We start from the raw sequence: 14,980 nt of genomic DNA on the forward strand, positions 1-14,980 counted from the left end.
GTCGGCACATTCGACAGCGTCGTCAACTGACCCGCCGCTATCGCGAGCAAGCTCGCTCCCACAGGGGAATCTGGGTTAGCTCTTGCTGAGGGAGTCAGGGCCGGTAGAGATGCGCATGCCCGGCGCGGTACAGCGAGGACTCGCTGAACACATCGTTGCCCAACACCCGTCCCACCAGAATCAGCGCCGTGCGGCGAAAGCCCTTGGCTTGTACCTTTGTCGCGATATCGTCCAACGTCCCCATCACCCAATCCTGATCTGGCCAGGTCGCCCGGTGGATCACCGCGATCGGGCAATCGCCGCCATAGTGGGGCCGCAGTTCGTCGACGATCTTTTCCAGATGATTGACCCCCAGGTGAATCGCCATGGTCGCCCCGTGCTGCGCCAGGCTGCCCAGTTCTTCCCCAGCGGGCATAGGGGACTTGTCGGCGTAGCGGGTGAGGATCAGGCTCTGGGAGATGTCCGGCAAGGTCAGTTCGGCGCCCAGCAGCGCGGCGCAGGCTGAGGTCGCGGTTACTCCCGGGATGATCTCGAACGGGATGCCCAGTTCCCGCAAGCAGCGAATCTGCTCGCCGATGGCGCCGTACAAACTCGGATCGCCAGAGTGTACCCGGGCCACATCCTGGCCCTTGAAATGGGCGCTCTTGATCAATTCGATGATTTGTTCCAGATGCAGCTCGGCGCTGTTGATCACCTGTTCGGCACAATGGCCTTCGAGGACGGCGGTCGGCACCAGCGAGCCGGCGTAGATGATCACCGCGCACTGGCGGATCAGTCGTTGGCCTTTGACCGTGATGAGGTCCGGGTCGCCGGGGCCGGCGCCGATGAAGTACACGGTCATTGACCGGCTCCTGAGAAAGGTGGGTGAGCGTCGCCCAGATGAATATCGCTCATGATCCTGGACGCCGATTATCGGGTTTTACACCACGACCGCCAATGCCAACGTGCATTGGGGGCCTTTCTGTCGGGGGATCAGCAGTGTTGACGGCGTGGTGCCCAACGGGTCGGCCAAGGCCAGGGCAGCGCTTTCGGCAATGCCGTAGCAACCGGTTCGCTCGAAAGCGATCTCGGAACGGTGACTGAGCCGCGGCTCGTACTCGGCCAACTGTTCGGCACTGAAGCAGGTCAGCGGCAAGCCCAATTGCTCGGCCAGTTCCAACAACCCGGGCTCGTCACGCTTGAGGTCGATACTGGCCAGGGCCCGTACCTGGTGAAGCTCGATGCCGTGGGCCAGCAACGTCTGTTCGAGCAAGGCCCGCAGTGTGCTGGCCGGGCAACCGCGCTGGCAGCCCAGGCCGATCACCAGGATCGGCGCGGCGCTCATGCGTCGTGGTGAGCTTGGTCGCCACGGCGAAACAGCCAGGCGCTGATCAGGCCCAGGGCCAGCCAGAACGCGACGTTGGTCACCTGCGAGGCGATCTTGAACTGGCTCTCAAGCGCTTCGGGTGCCAGCATCGAATGGACTTCCGGTTGCGGTGCGCCGATGACGTGGGGCACCAGCAACGTCGCCGCGCCCAGTACCTTGAGCAGCCAATGCTGGCCGAAGGCGATCAAGGCAATGCCCACCGCCGTGGACGCCGCGGTGCCAATCCACCACATTTGTCGCTGGGCCAGGTCGGCCGCCGCGGTGCCGGGCAACTCCGGGGGCAGGCCGAGGGTCGGCGCCAGGACGAACGTGGCATAACCGGCCAGGCCCCAGAGCAGGCCTTGGGACGTGCGAGTCGGTGCGCGCAAGGTGTACAGGCCCGCCAGCATCAGGGCAAAACCCACGGCGACCACCAGGTTGCCGCCGGTAGTGGACAATACCCGCTGCCAGCCGTCTTCCGGCCCCCAGGCTTCGGCGTCATGGGTATGGGCGGCCCCGTCGGCGTGTTCGTGAACCTCGGTCGCCGGAGCCTTCTCGAAGGTTTCCGCCTGGAGAATCAGCGGCGATACCCAGAAACTCTGCAACAGGGTCAACAGCAGGGCGGCCAGCAAACCGCTGAAACCGGCGGTCTGGGCGATACGCTTGATCATGTCGTCGGTTCTCAATGGCAGGGGAAGGCGGCGCTGTGGCGGGTATCGTGGGCGGCGTTGTGTACTGCTTCGATGTGGGAGAACCCGGCGAAATAGACCAGCCCCGCGCCAAGGATCGAAGCCAGGATCGCGGCGCTCAGGCGTTGGCTCAGGGTGGTGGTGCTGCTGGCGGAGCGGGCGGTGCTGCTGATGGTCGACATGGCGCTTCCCTCTGTTTTTGTTCCGTGGGGGATGCGAGCGCGATGAGACCCCGGGCGAAAACCCGCCAAGGTTCGAACAGCGCCCGCCCACCGCGGGTTTGTTGATGCTTGAGTCATGGGCCGGTCTCCGGGCTCACGAGGGGCTGGGCTTGTGCCTGGCCTGCAAGCGTCACCCTTCCCATGTCCGTGGACACAGTGGTTCAGACGCTTCGCTCGCTTACCGTTGCGGGGGCAGCACCGGACTGACGTGGGCTTGGATTAAAGCACACGATTCACCGGTTTCCCGTTTCACCCTGTGAAGGGCACCCGTAACTAGGCGCACAGGAGAGCATGGGTGGGGGTAGGGCGTCAATTGGCGAGGTGCCGCCTACCCCTACACATGTAGGGTATTCATCCAGTATTCAGTGATATTTAATTCACCTTCAAATCAAGGCGGTGCTGTTAATCAGGTGACTCAGTCATGAACTTTTTTGGAGGCGCTTGAAAATAGCGGGGCGCAGTTAGGAGGTGTCTAGGTGAAAATGGAGTTTGATCTGCGGACTGAATGCCGCTGTTCGATAACTGAAGAGAAGGCAAAGTTTTTAGGGTTCGCCAGCATGGTCATGTTTATGTGCAGGCAGTATTCCACCTTTCGGATGCTGACATTGGGTTTCTGGCTGTCGCCTGCAATTGATCATCGGCAGATTGTGTTTTTCTTTGATCGTACTGGGCTGCCTAGGGGGTATGTGACGTGGGCGTACTTGGCGCCCGATTCCGAGGAGCGCTTACTCACGGATCCGGAGTTTTTGCTTCACCCTTCGGAGTGGAATGAAGGGGGTAGAACTTGGATTATTGATTTTTGTTTTCCTGTCGGGGGTGCAAGAGAGGCTATAGGGAGGATGAAGGAGATTTTCCGAGGGGAGGGTGTTGATAGAGTTTACTGGGCTCGCAAACGTCCCTATGCCACACATTGTGGACGTTTGAAGAGCCGCTCAATGAAAGTGCGGGGCTTAAATTACTAACGGTGGCGGTAAGCTAATTTACTGGAGCCGTTTTATTGACCGAAGGAGATATGGGAATGCGTGATTTGACATTGGCTGAAATCGAGATGATCAGTGGGGCTGTAGGTCCATTGGGGGCCGCCGCCGGTGCCGTAGCAGCGGGGGCGGGGTATGTTGGGGCGCAGGCAGGAAGCGGCTCGTCGGCCACATGGACAGGAGCGGGTGCAGCTATGTTAGGTGGCGCGGTGACTGGATTTTTTACGCCCACTACCACCGCACAAGCGGCCGGGGCAGCGATGTTAGGTTTTTATGGCGGTATGGCGGGAGGGTATGTGAGTCGGGGGCTCGGAAATACTGGTGCCTAGTTTCTTAACTTGAATTCGCAGATGGAAGTCCATGGTTGCACTGTATGGGCGCGTGGCCGCGATGCGGGGTGGACTTCTATCGCGAACTTTAGCTTGTGACAGAAGGTTGCAAGCTCGTGGTTGGGCTTCTTGGTTTTATAGTGTTCGGATTTGTTTGTGGTGATGTCTGGAGAGTTTTTTGTAATTGGTGTGGGATGTCAATTAATTATTGAGGAGGTGGGGTGAGCGCTTTTTTTTGGAGTGAACTCTGTATGGTTGTGGCTACGGGCGGAGTGTGGGGAGGGGTGGCGCTTCTTGTGATGACAGCTGTCTGTTTATTAATTAAAAAAATTTCAGGATTTGAGTTTTCTCAGCCGGTCAAGTATCTGGTTGTCATGGCGGGTAGCTTCATCATAGTGCGCGTATGTTCAGAAAATATGCCTATTCGCTTGTGTGGCTGAATAGCTGGTGAAACATAGTATCAATGGGTGTTTTTGCCATTTTTTCACAAGGGTCGTTCCTGATTCGGCGGAGGCACGATGGAGACGTTTTCCTGGCGTGAACTTTGTATAGGGTTCATGGAAGTTATGTTGGGGCTTGTCGTTATTTTTCTATTGATGACTATTTTTTTATTGCTAAAACGATTGGCTGGGTTTGAGTTGCATCCACCCGTTAGGCTGGTGGTACTTGTTATTTTTGCCATTTTCTTGATGCAAGCCTGCTCGGAAGATGTATCTGTCCCCCTGTGCGGCTCAGTTGTCGGTTGGAAGGTCTAAGATGAGTACCGAGTCGCGCCAATCGCGAGCAAGCTCGCACAGGGATCTTCGCCGGGCCCAAAATTCAAGGCCAATGTAGATCCACTGTGGGAGCGAGCCTGCTCGCGATGAGGCCCGGACATACACCGCACAACGCACTGGAGATTGACCCGCCCCCCACACCCTGCGTAGCCTTGCGCCTTCGAGGTTCTTCGGCATGCGCCGGAGCTAAGAAGGGAACGCGGTCCAAGCCGCGGCTGCCCCCGCAACTGTGAACGGTGAGGTTTCTGCAAGGCCACTGTGCATGCCCTTTTACCAAAGGCGCACGGGAAGGCGCAGCAATTGCCAGTCGAAAGACCGGCCCGCCGTCAGCCAGGAGACCTGCCTCGAGACAGATTCTCACTACAACCGGGCGGGGTGATCCGGTGGCGAAATCTTCCGCACGCCTGTGCCAGCGGTTGTCGTCCCGTTTGCCCGCCACCTTGCCAAAGGGCATCCGATGAAAACACTGGCCAAACTCCCCGTCACCATCGTCACCGGTTTCCTCGGCTCGGGTAAGACCACCTTGCTGCGGCACATGCTCGACAACGCCCAGGGCCGGCGCATCGCCGTGATCGTCAACGAGTTCGGCGAGCTGGGCATCGACGGCGAGATCCTCAAGCAGTGCACCATCGGTTGCACCGAAGAAGAAGCCAACGGCCGCGTCTACGAACTGGCCAACGGTTGCCTGTGCTGCACGGTGCAGGAAGAATTTTTCCCGGTGATGCGTGAATTGGTGGCCCGGCGTGGCGACCTCGACCACATCCTCATTGAAACCTCCGGCCTGGCTCTGCCCAAGCCACTGGTCCAAGCCTTCCAATGGCCGGAAATCCGCAGCGCCTGCACCGTCGATGCGGTGATCACCGTCGTGGACAGCCCGGCCGTGGCCGCGGGTACCTTTGCCGCCTTCCCCGACCAGGTCGACGCCCAGCGCAAACTCGACCCGAACCTGGATCACGAATCGCCGCTGCACGAATTGTTCGCCGACCAACTGGCCAGCGCCGACCTGGTGATCCTCAACAAGGCCGACCTGATCAGCCCTGAAGACCTGGCCAGGGTGCGCCTGGAAGTCGCCGAAGAACTGCCGCCAGCGGTCAAGGTCATCGAAGCCAGCAGCGGTCGCCTGCCACTGGACGTGCTGATCGGCCTGGGCGCCGGTTCCGAAGAACACATCGACGGCCGCCACAGCCATCACGACCATCACCATGACGGCGACGACGATGACCACGATCATGACGCCTTCGATTCCATTTCCATCGAACTGCCCCAGGCCGACGAAAGCCTGCTGCTGGATGCACTGACGCAACTGGTGGTCCAGCACGGCGTGCTGCGGGTCAAGGGTTTCGCGGCGATCCCGAACAAGCCGATGCGCCTGTTGATCCAGGGCGTCGGTACGCGCTTCGACAAGCATTTCGACCGTCAGTGGGGCGCCGAGGAAGCGCGGGTCACCCGTCTGGTGCTGATCGGCCAGGCGCTGGATGCCGCGCTGCTCGAAGCGCAGTTGCGCGCCGCCCTCAGCGCCTAAGCCATGCACCTGCTCAGGACCCAGCCCGGCGGTTTCGTGTCGGATGACAACATTGCCGACCTGGGGCAAACCCCCGCCGAACTGGTGATCCTGTGCAGCGGCGATTCCAGCCTGGCGCTATTGGCCGAAGCAGCGCGGCAGTTGCCGGACGACTACCCGCAGTTTCGCCTCGCCAACCCGATGCAGGTGCAGAACCACGCCTCGGTGGACCTGTATTTCGAAGACGTGCTGCAACACGCCAAGGTCATACTGTTGTCGCTGCACGGCGGCATCGGCTATTGGCGTTACGGCATCGAGCGCCTGATGGAACTGGCTGGACGCGGGGTGAAGCTGATCCTGGTGCCGGGGGATGACCGTCCGGACCCGGAGCTCAGTGACCTGAGCAACGTGGCCGTCGAGGACCGTGACCGGCTCTGGCAGTTCTTGCGCCAGGGTGGCCTGGGCAATGCCCTGGACCTGTTTCACAACCTCGGCAGCCAATGGTTCGGCCGCGATTATCCGTGGGGCGAGCCGCAGGCTTTGCCACGCACGGCGATCTATCACCCGCTAAAAACCAGCGCCAGCCTCGGCGATTGGCAAGCCGACTGGCAGGTCGGGCAACCGGTGGCGGCGGTGCTGTTTTATCGCTCCCACCTGCAAGCGGCGAACACCGCGTTCATCGACGTGTTTTGCCAGCGCCTGCAAGCGGCGGGGCTCAATCCGCTGCCGATTGCCGTGGCCAGCCTCAAGGAGCCGGCTTGCCTGGCGCTGGTAGAGAACTGGCTGGACGAAGTGGAAGCGGGGGTGATCCTCAATACCACCGGCTTCGCTCAATCCAGCCCCGAAGCCCCACATCTGCGACCGTTTCGCCGCAATATCCCGGTGATCCAGGCCATTTGCGCCCAGGACAACGAACCCGGCTGGCGCGCCAACGAGCAGGGCTTGGGACCACGGGACCTGGCGATGCACATTGCCTTGCCGGAACTGGACGGACGAATCATCAGCCGCCCCATCAGTTTCAAGGACTTGGCCTGGCGCAGCGAACGCAGCCAGAGCGACGTGGTCTGCTACCGCGCCGCGCCCGAGCGCATGGATTTTGTCGCCGCACTGGCCCAACGTTGGACCACCCTGGCGCGCCTGCCCATTGGGCAAAAGCGAGTGGCGCTGATTCTTGCCAACTACCCGACCCGGGATGGGCGCATCGGCAACGGTGTCGGCCTGGACACCCCGGCGGCGGCGCTGAATATCCTGCGGGCCTTGCAGGCCGAGGGCTATCCATTGCCGGCCGAACTGCCGGCGAGCGGCACTGCGTTGATCCAGCAATTGCTCGGCGGTGTCAGTAACGACCTGGACAGCCTCGACCTGCGCCCCTGCCACCAGAGCCTGGCCCTCGATGCCTACCAATCCCTGTTCGACGCGCTGCCCGAGGCCAATCGCCAAGCGGTGCTGGCGCGCTGGGGCTCGCCCGAGCAGGACCCGATGTTCCGCGACGGGCGCCTGATGGTCGCCGGCCTGCGCCTGGGCCTGACGTTTGTCGGCATCCAGCCGGCGCGGGGTTATCAGGTCGATCCGAGCGCGGTTTACCACGATCCGGACCTGGTACCGCCCCACGGTTACCTGGCGTTTTATTTCTGGTTGCGCCACGCCTACGGCGTCCACGCAGTGATCCACGTCGGCAAGCACGGCAACCTCGAATGGCTGCCGGGCAAGGGCGTCGGGCTCTCGGAAAACTGCTGGCCGGACGTGCTGCTGGGGCCGCTGCCGAATATCTATCCATTCATCGTCAACGACCCGGGCGAGGGCGCCCAGGCCAAGCGACGGACCCAGGCGGTGATCATCGACCACTTGATGCCGCCGCTGACCCGGGCCGAAACCTATGGGCCGCTGCGTAACCTCGAGCTGCTGGCCGACGAATACTACGAGGCGCAATTGCTCGATCCGCGCCGCGCCCGGGAGCTGCAGCGGGACATCCTCAACCTGGTGCGCGAGACGCACATCGACCGTGAGCTGCAACTGGATGCCGCCCTGGACAGCGATGCCGACGCGGCGATCTGGCTGCCACGCCTGGACACCTATCTGTGCGACTTGAAGGAGTCGCAGATCCGCGACGGCCTGCATGTTTTTGGCGAGTCGCCCAGCGGGCGGCTGCGCATCGATACGTTGCTGGCGTTGCTGCGCATTCCCCGGGGCGATGGCAAAGGCGCCCAGTCGAGCCTGCTGCGAGCGTTGGCGAAGGCGTTCGGGCTGGGCTTCGATCCGCTGGATTGTGCCTTGGCCGAGCCCTGGACGGGGGAGCGCCCCGACGCGTTGCGTCAGGTCAGTACCGAGCCTTGGCGCACCGCCGGTGATACTCGCGAGCGCCTGGAGCTGTTCGCGGCGCAGTTGATCGAGCGGGCGCTGGACGGTGTCGTCGAGCCACTGGAGGGGGTGGGCTGGGAGACGGTTTTCGACATTATTGAAAACCTGCGATCCATCGTGGCCCCGCGCCTGGACGCCTGCGGCCCGGCGGAAATGCGTGGCCTGCTCGATGCCCTGGGCGGGCGCTTCGTACCGGCCGGCCCCAGCGGCGCGCCGAGCCGCGGGCGTCTGGACGTGTTGCCCACCGGGCGTAACTTTTTCTCGGTGGACGTGCGCAACCTGCCCACCACCACGGCGTGGCGCATCGGTTTCCAGTCGGCGAACCTGATCCTTGAACGGCACTTGCAGGACCACGGCGATCACCTGCGCCAACTCGGCCTGTCGGTATGGGGCACCGCCACGATGCGGACCGGCGGTGACGATATTGCCCAGGCCATGGCGTTGATGGGCGTGCGTCCGGTGTGGGCCACCGGCAGCCAGCGGGTCGATGACTTCGAGATCCTGCCGTTGAGCCTGCTGGACCGGCCCCGGGTCGATGTCACGTTGCGGGTGTCCGGGTTCTTCCGGGATGCCTTTGCCAACCTGATCCGCTTGTTCGACGCCGCCGTGCAGGCCGTCGCCGCCCTTGATGAGCCGGACGACATGAACCCCTTGGCGGCCAAGGTGCGCAGCGAGCGCGAAGCCTTGCAGGCGTCGGGTCTTGAGCCGGAAGCCGCGGCGCGCCAGGCCGGCTGGCGGATTTTCGGGGCCAAGCCCGGTGCCTATGGCGCGGGCGTGCAGGGTGCGATTGACGGTCGGTTGTGGCAGAGCCGCGAGGACCTGGCCGAGGTGTACCTGAACTGGGGCGGCTACGCCTACGGTGCCAGCGATGAAGGCACCGCCGCCCGGGAGCAGTTCTCCCGGCGCTTGAGCCAGGTGCAGGCGGTGTTGCAGAACCAGGACAACCGCGAGCACGACCTGCTCGACTCCAATGATTACTACCAATTCCAAGGCGGCATGCTGGCGGCGGTCGAGACCCTCAGTGGCGATGCGGCGGCCAGTTACCATGGCGATCACAGCCAGCCGGACTTGCCCAGGATTCGTACCCTGAAGGAGGAACTCAACCGGGTCATCCGTTCCCGCGCGGCCAATCCGAAGTGGATCGACGGCGTGAAGCGGCACGGCTACAAAGGCGCTTTCGAACTGGCGGCGACGGTGGACAACCTGTTTGCCTTCGATGCCACAACGCAGTTGATCGATGACCATCAGTACGCCTTGCTGGCCGATGCCTACCTGCTCGACCCGGACACCCGGGAGTTCGTTCGCCAGCACAACCCCGACGCCCTGCGGGACATGACCGAGCGCATGCTCGAAGCGCAGCAGCGAGGGATGTGGCAGGATCCAGGCGAGTATCGCGAGGCGTTGGAAAATTTGTTGTTGGACATTGAAGAAGATGGCTGAAGTACCTTTGTGGCGAGGGAGCTTGCTCCCGCTGGGTTGCGAAGCAACCCCATAAGCCGTGACTCAATCCATCTGTCAGACCGAGGTGCCCGATTCGGGTCTGCTGCGCAGCCCAGCGGGAGCAAGCTCCCTCTCCACAGGGGACTATCGAACACTCATGAGACATTCAACATGACCCACACCCCCCATTTCCCACTCTCCGCCGTGGTCGGCGCCGATGACCTGAAACTGGCCCTGTGCCTGGCCGCGATCGACCCGAAAATCGGCGGTGTGCTGATCGAAGGTCCGAGGGGCATGGCCAAGTCCACATTGGCCCGGGGCCTGGCGGACCTGCTGGCCAGCGGTCAGTTCGTCACCTTGCCCCTCGGTGCGACCGAAGAGCGGCTGGTGGGCACCCTGGACCTGGACGCGGCGTTGGGGGAAGGGCGCGCGCAGTTTTCTCCCGGCGTATTGGCCAAGGCCGACGGTGGCGTACTGTATGTCGATGAAGTGAACCTGCTGCCCGACCACCTGGTGGATCTGCTGCTTGATGTGGCCGCCAGCGGCACCAACCTGGTCGAGCGTGACGGCATTTCCCATCGGCACTCGGCGCGCTTTGTGCTGATCGGTACCATGAACCCGGAAGAGGGCGAGCTGCGTCCGCAGTTGCTCGACCGTTTCGGCCTGAACGTCGCCCTCGATGGTCACACCGCGCCGGCCGAGCGCGGCCAGATCATTCGGCGGCGGTTGGATTTCGACAGCGATCCGTTGACGTTCTGCACCGAGTGGGAGACGGCCCAGCAGCAGTTGCGCGAACGCTGCCAACAGGCGCGTGAGCGCTTGGCCGGGATCGCCCTCGATGATGCGGCGCTGGCGCAGATCACCGAGCGTTGTTTTGCCGCTGGGGTCGATGGCTTGCGCGCCGACCTGGTCTGGCTGCGGGCGGCCCGGGCCCATGCCGCCTGGCGCGGCGCCGCGGCGATTACCGACGAAGATATCGATGCGGTCGCCGAGTTTGCCTTGCGGCACCGGCGGCGCGGGCATTCGGCACCGGCGCCGTCCCAGACGCCGGGGGGGGCGGGGGCGGAAAAAACCGCTGAACCCAACGAAGGCCAGGGCCAGTGGGGCGATCTGCCAGCGCGGGCATTGCCGACCGGGGCCCGGCGCGACGTGCCGAGCTGGCCAAAAAAGCCCTAGGCATTCGCCCCCGTTCGCCGGCGGGGGCGAATGCCAGACCCCGCGCCGGACGTCTCGACCAGGGTCGCCAGGGCCGGAGCAAAGCGGCGGCCAGCGGTGCGGTGAACTGGCCGGGGACGTTGCTCAACGGCCGACCACGCCGACATGAAGATTTGCGTTGGCACGATCGCCATCGGTCTCCCCATGAGCTGTGGCTGGTCATCGTCGATGCGTCGGCCTCGACCCGGCGTCACCGCGCCTTGAGTGACGGCAAAGGCCTGTTGGCGCAATTGTTCGACGACGCCTACCGACAACGCGCCCGCTTGGCGCTGCTGACAGCCAGCGGCACGCAACCGAACTGGCAGGTGCAGGGGCTAAAGGCCTCGGCCGGTCTGCGCGACTGGCTCGATGGCTTGGGTGCAGGGGGCGGAACGCCGTTGCTGGCGGCGTTGAACGAGGCCGGTCGTTGGCTGGTGGCGCGGCGCAAGCGCTACCCGGCGGAGCAGCATCGGGTGCTGGTAATGACCGACGGACGCGTCAAGGAAGGGCTTTCGCCGCCGGTCCTCGATTGCCCGTGCCTGTTGATCGACATCGAAAGAGGCCCGATTCGCCTGGGCCGGGCCCGGCAGTTGGCGGGGCTGTTGGGGGCTGAGTATCGGCATATTGATCAAATGTGATGACTTGAATGTGAGGAGTCTGGTCGGACGCTTTCGCGAGCAAGCCCGCTCCCACATTTGATCTCTGTGAACAGATCATGCGTGAACGCCGCAGAACCCATGTGGGAGCGGGCTTGCTCGCGAAGGCATCAACTCGGTCCTGGATCTACTCATAAACCCGCATCACTGCACTATGCTCAGCCAGCCCCTCACAGGAGTGAACCATGCGCGTACTCGTCACCAATCCCCAGGACGATTTTCGGGTCAAGGCCTATGCTGGCACCAACGGCGTGCTGCTCGCCATGGACCTGGCTGAACACCGGCGCCAGGGCTTGCTGGGCTTTGCCATCGAGAAGCAGCAGGGCAACAAGCCCTGGCTGTTCCTGTTCAACAGCCTGACCTTCCCCGATAAGGCCCATACCTTTCCCCAATTCCATGCCACCCCCAGCGACAAGGCGCCCCTGCAGAAATTTCGCTGGGCCGACTACGCCGTCAACCCCGGCGTGACGATCCATTACCGTGTGCACCTGGCCTATGGCAGCCCCGAGGCACCGCAGTTGGGCGAATCCCTGGAAGTCACCGTCACCAGCGACGACGGGCAACCGACCAACCAGCGCGTGATTTTCAACCGTGCCGTGGCCGCCAGCCAGGCGTTCCAACGCAAGTTTCCCGAACTGGACGCGTTGATCGACGCCAACAAGCACCTGTCCATCGACGACTGGCCCGACGCCCCGCGTCGCTGGCTGGAAAACGGTTTGCTGGGGCGCTTGATCGGTTTCATCGACCGGGCGCTGGATGCCAGCTGGGCCTTGGACGTCGCTATCTATGAATACGAATTGCCAGTGATCGTCGACGCGGTGACTGCCGCTCACGCTCGCGGCGCCCGGGTGCGAGTGCTGTACCACGCCGAGCCGGGAGACGACACCACCGCGCGCAACGAAGCCAGTCTCGAGAGCATGCCGGCGGCCAACAAACGTGGGCGGGTCACCCACAACATTTTCCACAACAAGTTCATTGTGCTGAGCAAGGTGCAGGGCAGCGGTTCATTGCAACCCGAGGCCGTGCTGTGCGGCAGCACCAATTTCACCGCCAATGGCGTCTACCGCCAGGCCAATGTCGTGCATGTGCTGGACGATCCTCGGATCAGCAGCAGCTATCTCAAGGTGTTCGAGCAAATCTGGGCGACACCCCAAGATGTCGATGCCACTCGCCAGTGGTTGAATCTGAACAACGCCATGGCGCCCCAAGAGGCATTGTTCGCCGGGTTCTCGCCACGCACCGGGGAGGGAGACCTGGATCGTTTCGTCGACATCATCAAGGGGGCGCGAAAGGACCTGTTGTTCGTCACCGCCTTTGTATTGCCCGACCGCATTCTCGACGCCTTGCTCGGCGCGCCCAATGACGATGTGCTGCGCTATGGCCTGCAAAACACCCGGAGCCGCATCACCGGCTTCCATGCCGACCGCACCGCCGAGTTCGCCGCCACCGCGTTGCTCAACACCGGCCTGGAAGGCTGGCTGCGGGAAAATATGAAAGGCCAGAAGGGCAATCTGCTGGTGCACACCAAGGCCATCGTCACCGACTTCACCAGCGACACGCCGACCATCCTCAGCGGCAGCCACAACCTGAGCGCCGCGGCCAGCAGTGGCAACGACGAGAATTACCTGATCATCCAGGGCGACACCGACCTGGCCGACCGCTATGGCCTGGAACTGCTGCGTTTCTATGAGCATTACCGCTTTCGCTACTTTGCGAAAAAACTCGCCCTCAAGCAGGTCAAGCCGCTGGCAGTGGATGACAGCTGGAGCGATGACTATTACCGCGAGGGGGATTTGCGGATGTTGTCCCGGGTGAGGTTTTGCGGGCGTTAGGTGTAGTAGTTGATCAGATGCTAGCATAGGGCCACCTATTGGCCTGGAAGCTGCCATGAAACCCTGTCACGGAACGTCAACTCTACTTCGTACCAGTGTAGCGATCCTGTTGTTGGCCCTGGGGACTTCGGCCCTTGCCGCCAATCAACCGTGTTCCGGGCGCAAGGGCGGTATTGCCGGGTGTGACGGCGATACTTTCTTGTGCAACGACGGTTCCATCAGCGCTTCGAAGAAGTCCTGTTCCGCGGTGCTGGGGCTTCGCAACGACGCCCGGCCGCAATCGCTGCTCAAATCATCCGATGGCTGCCAGTGCGGCAGTGGCAATTACTGCGTCGGGCCCCGGGGCGGGGTCTATTGCCTCACGCCTGGCGGCAGCAAGAGTTACAAGCGCAAATAGCGCGCCCTCTCACGCCTAAAAACACCGCTGATTCATTGTGGGAGCGGGCTTGCTCGCGAAGAGGCCGGCACATTCAAATTCTTGGTTGCCTGGCACGCCGCTTTCGCGAGCAAGCCCGCTCCCACATGTACCTATTCGCAATTCCACTTCTGCGTTGCGCTCGCCGTTTCGTTTCGGTGCAGTTGCACCGGGTTGGGTCCTTGCTACCCGCCAGCCGTGGTCAACGGTAGCAATGGCGGTGCGACCTGCAGGACGCCGTCAATCGTCTTGTTTTCCATCTCCCTGATTTCCCTCAATTTCTATTTTTCTCTCCCAGGGCCCTCAAGCCTGTGGCACACTTTCTGCTGTCTATTCCGTTGTTACATACCATGTTCCGGTATAGCGGAATAAACTCACTCTGGAGTGCTTGCCATGCAACGCCGACCTTCCTTGTTCAAAGCGTGTGTTTTTCTCTTCGTGGCCACGACGGCTGCCATGGGGGTCGCTCAGGCGGCCGACAGCAAGCTGGACAGCGTGCTGCAGCGGGGGAAATTGATCGTGGGCACGGGCAGTACCAATGCGCCGTGGCACTTCCAGGGAGCGGATGGCAAGTTGCAGGGCTTCGATATCGACATCGCGCGGATGGTCGCCAAGGGCCTGTTCAATGACCCGGAGAAAGTCGAGTTCGTGGTGCAGTCGTCCGATGCGCGGATTCCCAACCTGCTGACCGACAAGGTCGACATGAGCTGCCAGTTCATCACCGTTACCGCCAGTCGCGCCCAGCAAGTGGCATTCACCCTGCCGTACTACCGCGAAGGCGTGGGCCTGCTGCTGCCGGCCAACAGCAAGTACAAGGAAATCGAAGACCTCAACGCGGCGGATGACGACGTTACCGTGGCGGTGCTGCAGAACGTCTACGCCGAAGAACTGGTGCACCAGGCGTTGCCCAAGGCCAAGGTCGACCAGTACGACAGCGTCGACCTGATGTACCAGGCGGTGAACTCCGGCCGTGCCGATGCCGCCGCCACCGACCAGTCCTCGGTCAAATACCTGATGGTGCAGAACCCTGGGCGCTACCGCAGCCCGGCCTACGCCTGGAGCCCACAAACCTACGCCTGCGCGGTCAAGCGCGGCGACCAGGACTGGCTGAACTTCGTCAACACCACCTTGCATGAGGCCATGACCGGTGTGGAATTCCCCACCTACGCGGCGTCGTTCAAGCAGTGGTTCGGCGTCGAGCTGCCGTCGCCGGCGATCGGTTTCCCCGTTGAATTCAAATGACCCTG

Annotated in this window: 14 protein-coding genes and 2 riboswitches; of the genes, 10 read left to right on the top strand and 4 right to left on the bottom strand. The window is 62.5% G+C overall.

Translation table 11 applies throughout. The features are described 5' to 3' along the window. Window positions 1-94: 94 nt before the first annotated feature. The 4 genes from cobM to HU715_RS06240 all read right to left on the bottom strand — a co-directional run bounded on the left by cobM (window position 95) and on the right by HU715_RS06240 (window position 2,216). Window positions 95-841, bottom strand: coding sequence for a precorrin-4 C(11)-methyltransferase (gene cobM / locus HU715_RS06225; RefSeq protein ID WP_186706678.1), 747 nt, complete (start codon window positions 839-841; stop codon window positions 95-97). Window positions 842-919: 78 nt separating this feature from the next. Continuing rightward, a complete protein-coding gene (locus HU715_RS06230) occupies window positions 920-1,324 on the bottom strand; it encodes a cobalamin biosynthesis protein (RefSeq protein WP_186706679.1) in 405 nt (134 codons plus the stop codon). Beyond that, window positions 1,321-2,016, bottom strand: a complete 696-nt coding sequence (locus tag HU715_RS06235; protein WP_186706680.1) for a CbtA family protein — start codon at window positions 2,014-2,016, stop codon at window positions 1,321-1,323. The genes HU715_RS06230 and HU715_RS06235 overlap by 4 nt, the downstream gene beginning before the upstream one ends. 11 nt (window positions 2,017-2,027) lie before the next feature. Continuing rightward, the gene (locus HU715_RS06240; RefSeq protein WP_053121497.1) at window positions 2,028-2,216 is read right to left on the bottom strand and encodes a CbtB domain-containing protein; all 189 of its coding nucleotides are present in this window, start codon (window positions 2,214-2,216) and stop codon (window positions 2,028-2,030) included. 101 nt (window positions 2,217-2,317) lie between these two features. After that, a riboswitch (cobalamin riboswitch) is annotated at window positions 2,318-2,541 on the bottom strand. Window positions 2,542-2,737: 196 nt separating this feature from the next. On the opposite strand from HU715_RS06240, the gene HU715_RS27515 reads away from it, so the two are divergent. From HU715_RS27515 to HU715_RS06290, 10 genes are all read left to right on the top strand, one after another. Next, on the top strand, window positions 2,738-3,217 hold the full coding sequence (locus HU715_RS27515) for a toxin-activating lysine-acyltransferase (protein ID WP_367617211.1): 480 nt from the start codon (window positions 2,738-2,740) through the stop codon (window positions 3,215-3,217). Between the two features lie 565 nt (window positions 3,218-3,782). Beyond that, complete coding sequence (locus tag HU715_RS06250; protein WP_186706681.1) at window positions 3,783-4,001, top strand: hypothetical protein; 219 nt, start codon at window positions 3,783-3,785, stop codon at window positions 3,999-4,001. Window positions 4,002-4,079: 78 nt separating this feature from the next. Continuing rightward, window positions 4,080-4,316 carry a hypothetical protein gene (locus HU715_RS06255; RefSeq protein WP_186706682.1) on the top strand — a complete coding sequence of 79 codons (237 nt, stop codon included), beginning with the start codon at window positions 4,080-4,082 and terminating at the stop codon, window positions 4,314-4,316. Window positions 4,317-4,483: 167 nt separating this feature from the next. Continuing rightward, window positions 4,484-4,698, top strand: a riboswitch (cobalamin riboswitch). 96 nt (window positions 4,699-4,794) lie between these two features. Continuing rightward, window positions 4,795-5,859, top strand: coding sequence for a cobalamin biosynthesis protein CobW (gene cobW, locus HU715_RS06260; RefSeq protein WP_186706683.1), 1,065 nt, complete (start codon window positions 4,795-4,797; stop codon window positions 5,857-5,859). Window positions 5,860-5,862: 3 nt separating this feature from the next. Continuing rightward, the gene (gene cobN / locus HU715_RS06265; RefSeq protein ID WP_186706684.1) at window positions 5,863-9,636 is read left to right on the top strand and encodes a cobaltochelatase subunit CobN; all 3,774 of its coding nucleotides are present in this window, start codon (window positions 5,863-5,865) and stop codon (window positions 9,634-9,636) included. Window positions 9,637-9,807: 171 nt separating this feature from the next. Beyond that, a complete protein-coding gene (locus HU715_RS06270; RefSeq protein WP_186706685.1) occupies window positions 9,808-10,812 on the top strand; it encodes a magnesium chelatase ATPase subunit I in 1,005 nt (334 codons plus the stop codon). A 101-nt stretch (window positions 10,813-10,913) separates the two neighbouring features. Beyond that, window positions 10,914-11,468 (top strand): vWA domain-containing protein, encoded by a 555-nt coding sequence (locus HU715_RS06275; RefSeq protein ID WP_186706705.1) that lies wholly within the window; start codon window positions 10,914-10,916, stop codon window positions 11,466-11,468. Between the two features lie 203 nt (window positions 11,469-11,671). Beyond that, the gene (locus HU715_RS06280; RefSeq protein WP_186706686.1) at window positions 11,672-13,318 is read left to right on the top strand and encodes a phospholipase D-like domain-containing protein; all 1,647 of its coding nucleotides are present in this window, start codon (window positions 11,672-11,674) and stop codon (window positions 13,316-13,318) included. 55 nt (window positions 13,319-13,373) lie between these two features. Next, entirely contained in the window at window positions 13,374-13,715 is a 342-nt protein-coding gene (locus tag HU715_RS06285) for a YdcA family protein (protein ID WP_186706687.1), read from the top strand. A gap of 411 nt (window positions 13,716-14,126) precedes the next feature. Beyond that, window positions 14,127-14,975 (top strand): transporter substrate-binding protein, encoded by an 849-nt coding sequence (locus HU715_RS06290; protein WP_186706688.1) that lies wholly within the window; start codon window positions 14,127-14,129, stop codon window positions 14,973-14,975. Window positions 14,976-14,980: the final 5 nt, after the last annotated feature.

Origin of the sequence: Pseudomonas zanjanensis (genome assembly GCF_014268745.2) — a bacterium.
Taxonomy (GTDB): domain Bacteria; phylum Pseudomonadota; class Gammaproteobacteria; order Pseudomonadales; family Pseudomonadaceae; genus Aquipseudomonas; species Aquipseudomonas zanjanensis.

What these genes read in the sequence shown, in the direction of transcription:
- cobM (WP_186706678.1), bottom strand. Translation starts at nt 841, where the DNA reads ATGACCGTGTACTTCATCGGCGCCGGCCCCGGCGACCCGGACCTCATC.
- HU715_RS06230 (WP_186706679.1), bottom strand. Translation starts at nt 1,324, where the DNA reads ATGAGCGCCGCGCCGATCCTGGTGATCGGCCTGGGCTGCCAGCGCGGT.
- HU715_RS06235 (WP_186706680.1), bottom strand. Translation starts at nt 2,016, where the DNA reads ATGATCAAGCGTATCGCCCAGACCGCCGGTTTCAGCGGTTTGCTGGCC.
- HU715_RS06240 (WP_053121497.1), bottom strand. Translation starts at nt 2,216, where the DNA reads ATGTCGACCATCAGCAGCACCGCCCGCTCCGCCAGCAGCACCACCACC.
- HU715_RS27515 (WP_367617211.1), top strand. Translation starts at nt 2,738, where the DNA reads ATGGAGTTTGATCTGCGGACTGAATGCCGCTGTTCGATAACTGAAGAG.
- HU715_RS06255 (WP_186706682.1), top strand. Translation starts at nt 4,080, where the DNA reads ATGGAGACGTTTTCCTGGCGTGAACTTTGTATAGGGTTCATGGAAGTT.
- cobW (WP_186706683.1), top strand. Translation starts at nt 4,795, where the DNA reads ATGAAAACACTGGCCAAACTCCCCGTCACCATCGTCACCGGTTTCCTC.
- cobN (WP_186706684.1), top strand. Translation starts at nt 5,863, where the DNA reads ATGCACCTGCTCAGGACCCAGCCCGGCGGTTTCGTGTCGGATGACAAC.
- HU715_RS06270 (WP_186706685.1), top strand. Translation starts at nt 9,808, where the DNA reads ATGACCCACACCCCCCATTTCCCACTCTCCGCCGTGGTCGGCGCCGAT.
- HU715_RS06280 (WP_186706686.1), top strand. Translation starts at nt 11,672, where the DNA reads ATGCGCGTACTCGTCACCAATCCCCAGGACGATTTTCGGGTCAAGGCC.
- HU715_RS06285 (WP_186706687.1), top strand. Translation starts at nt 13,374, where the DNA reads ATGAAACCCTGTCACGGAACGTCAACTCTACTTCGTACCAGTGTAGCG.
- HU715_RS06290 (WP_186706688.1), top strand. Translation starts at nt 14,127, where the DNA reads ATGCAACGCCGACCTTCCTTGTTCAAAGCGTGTGTTTTTCTCTTCGTG.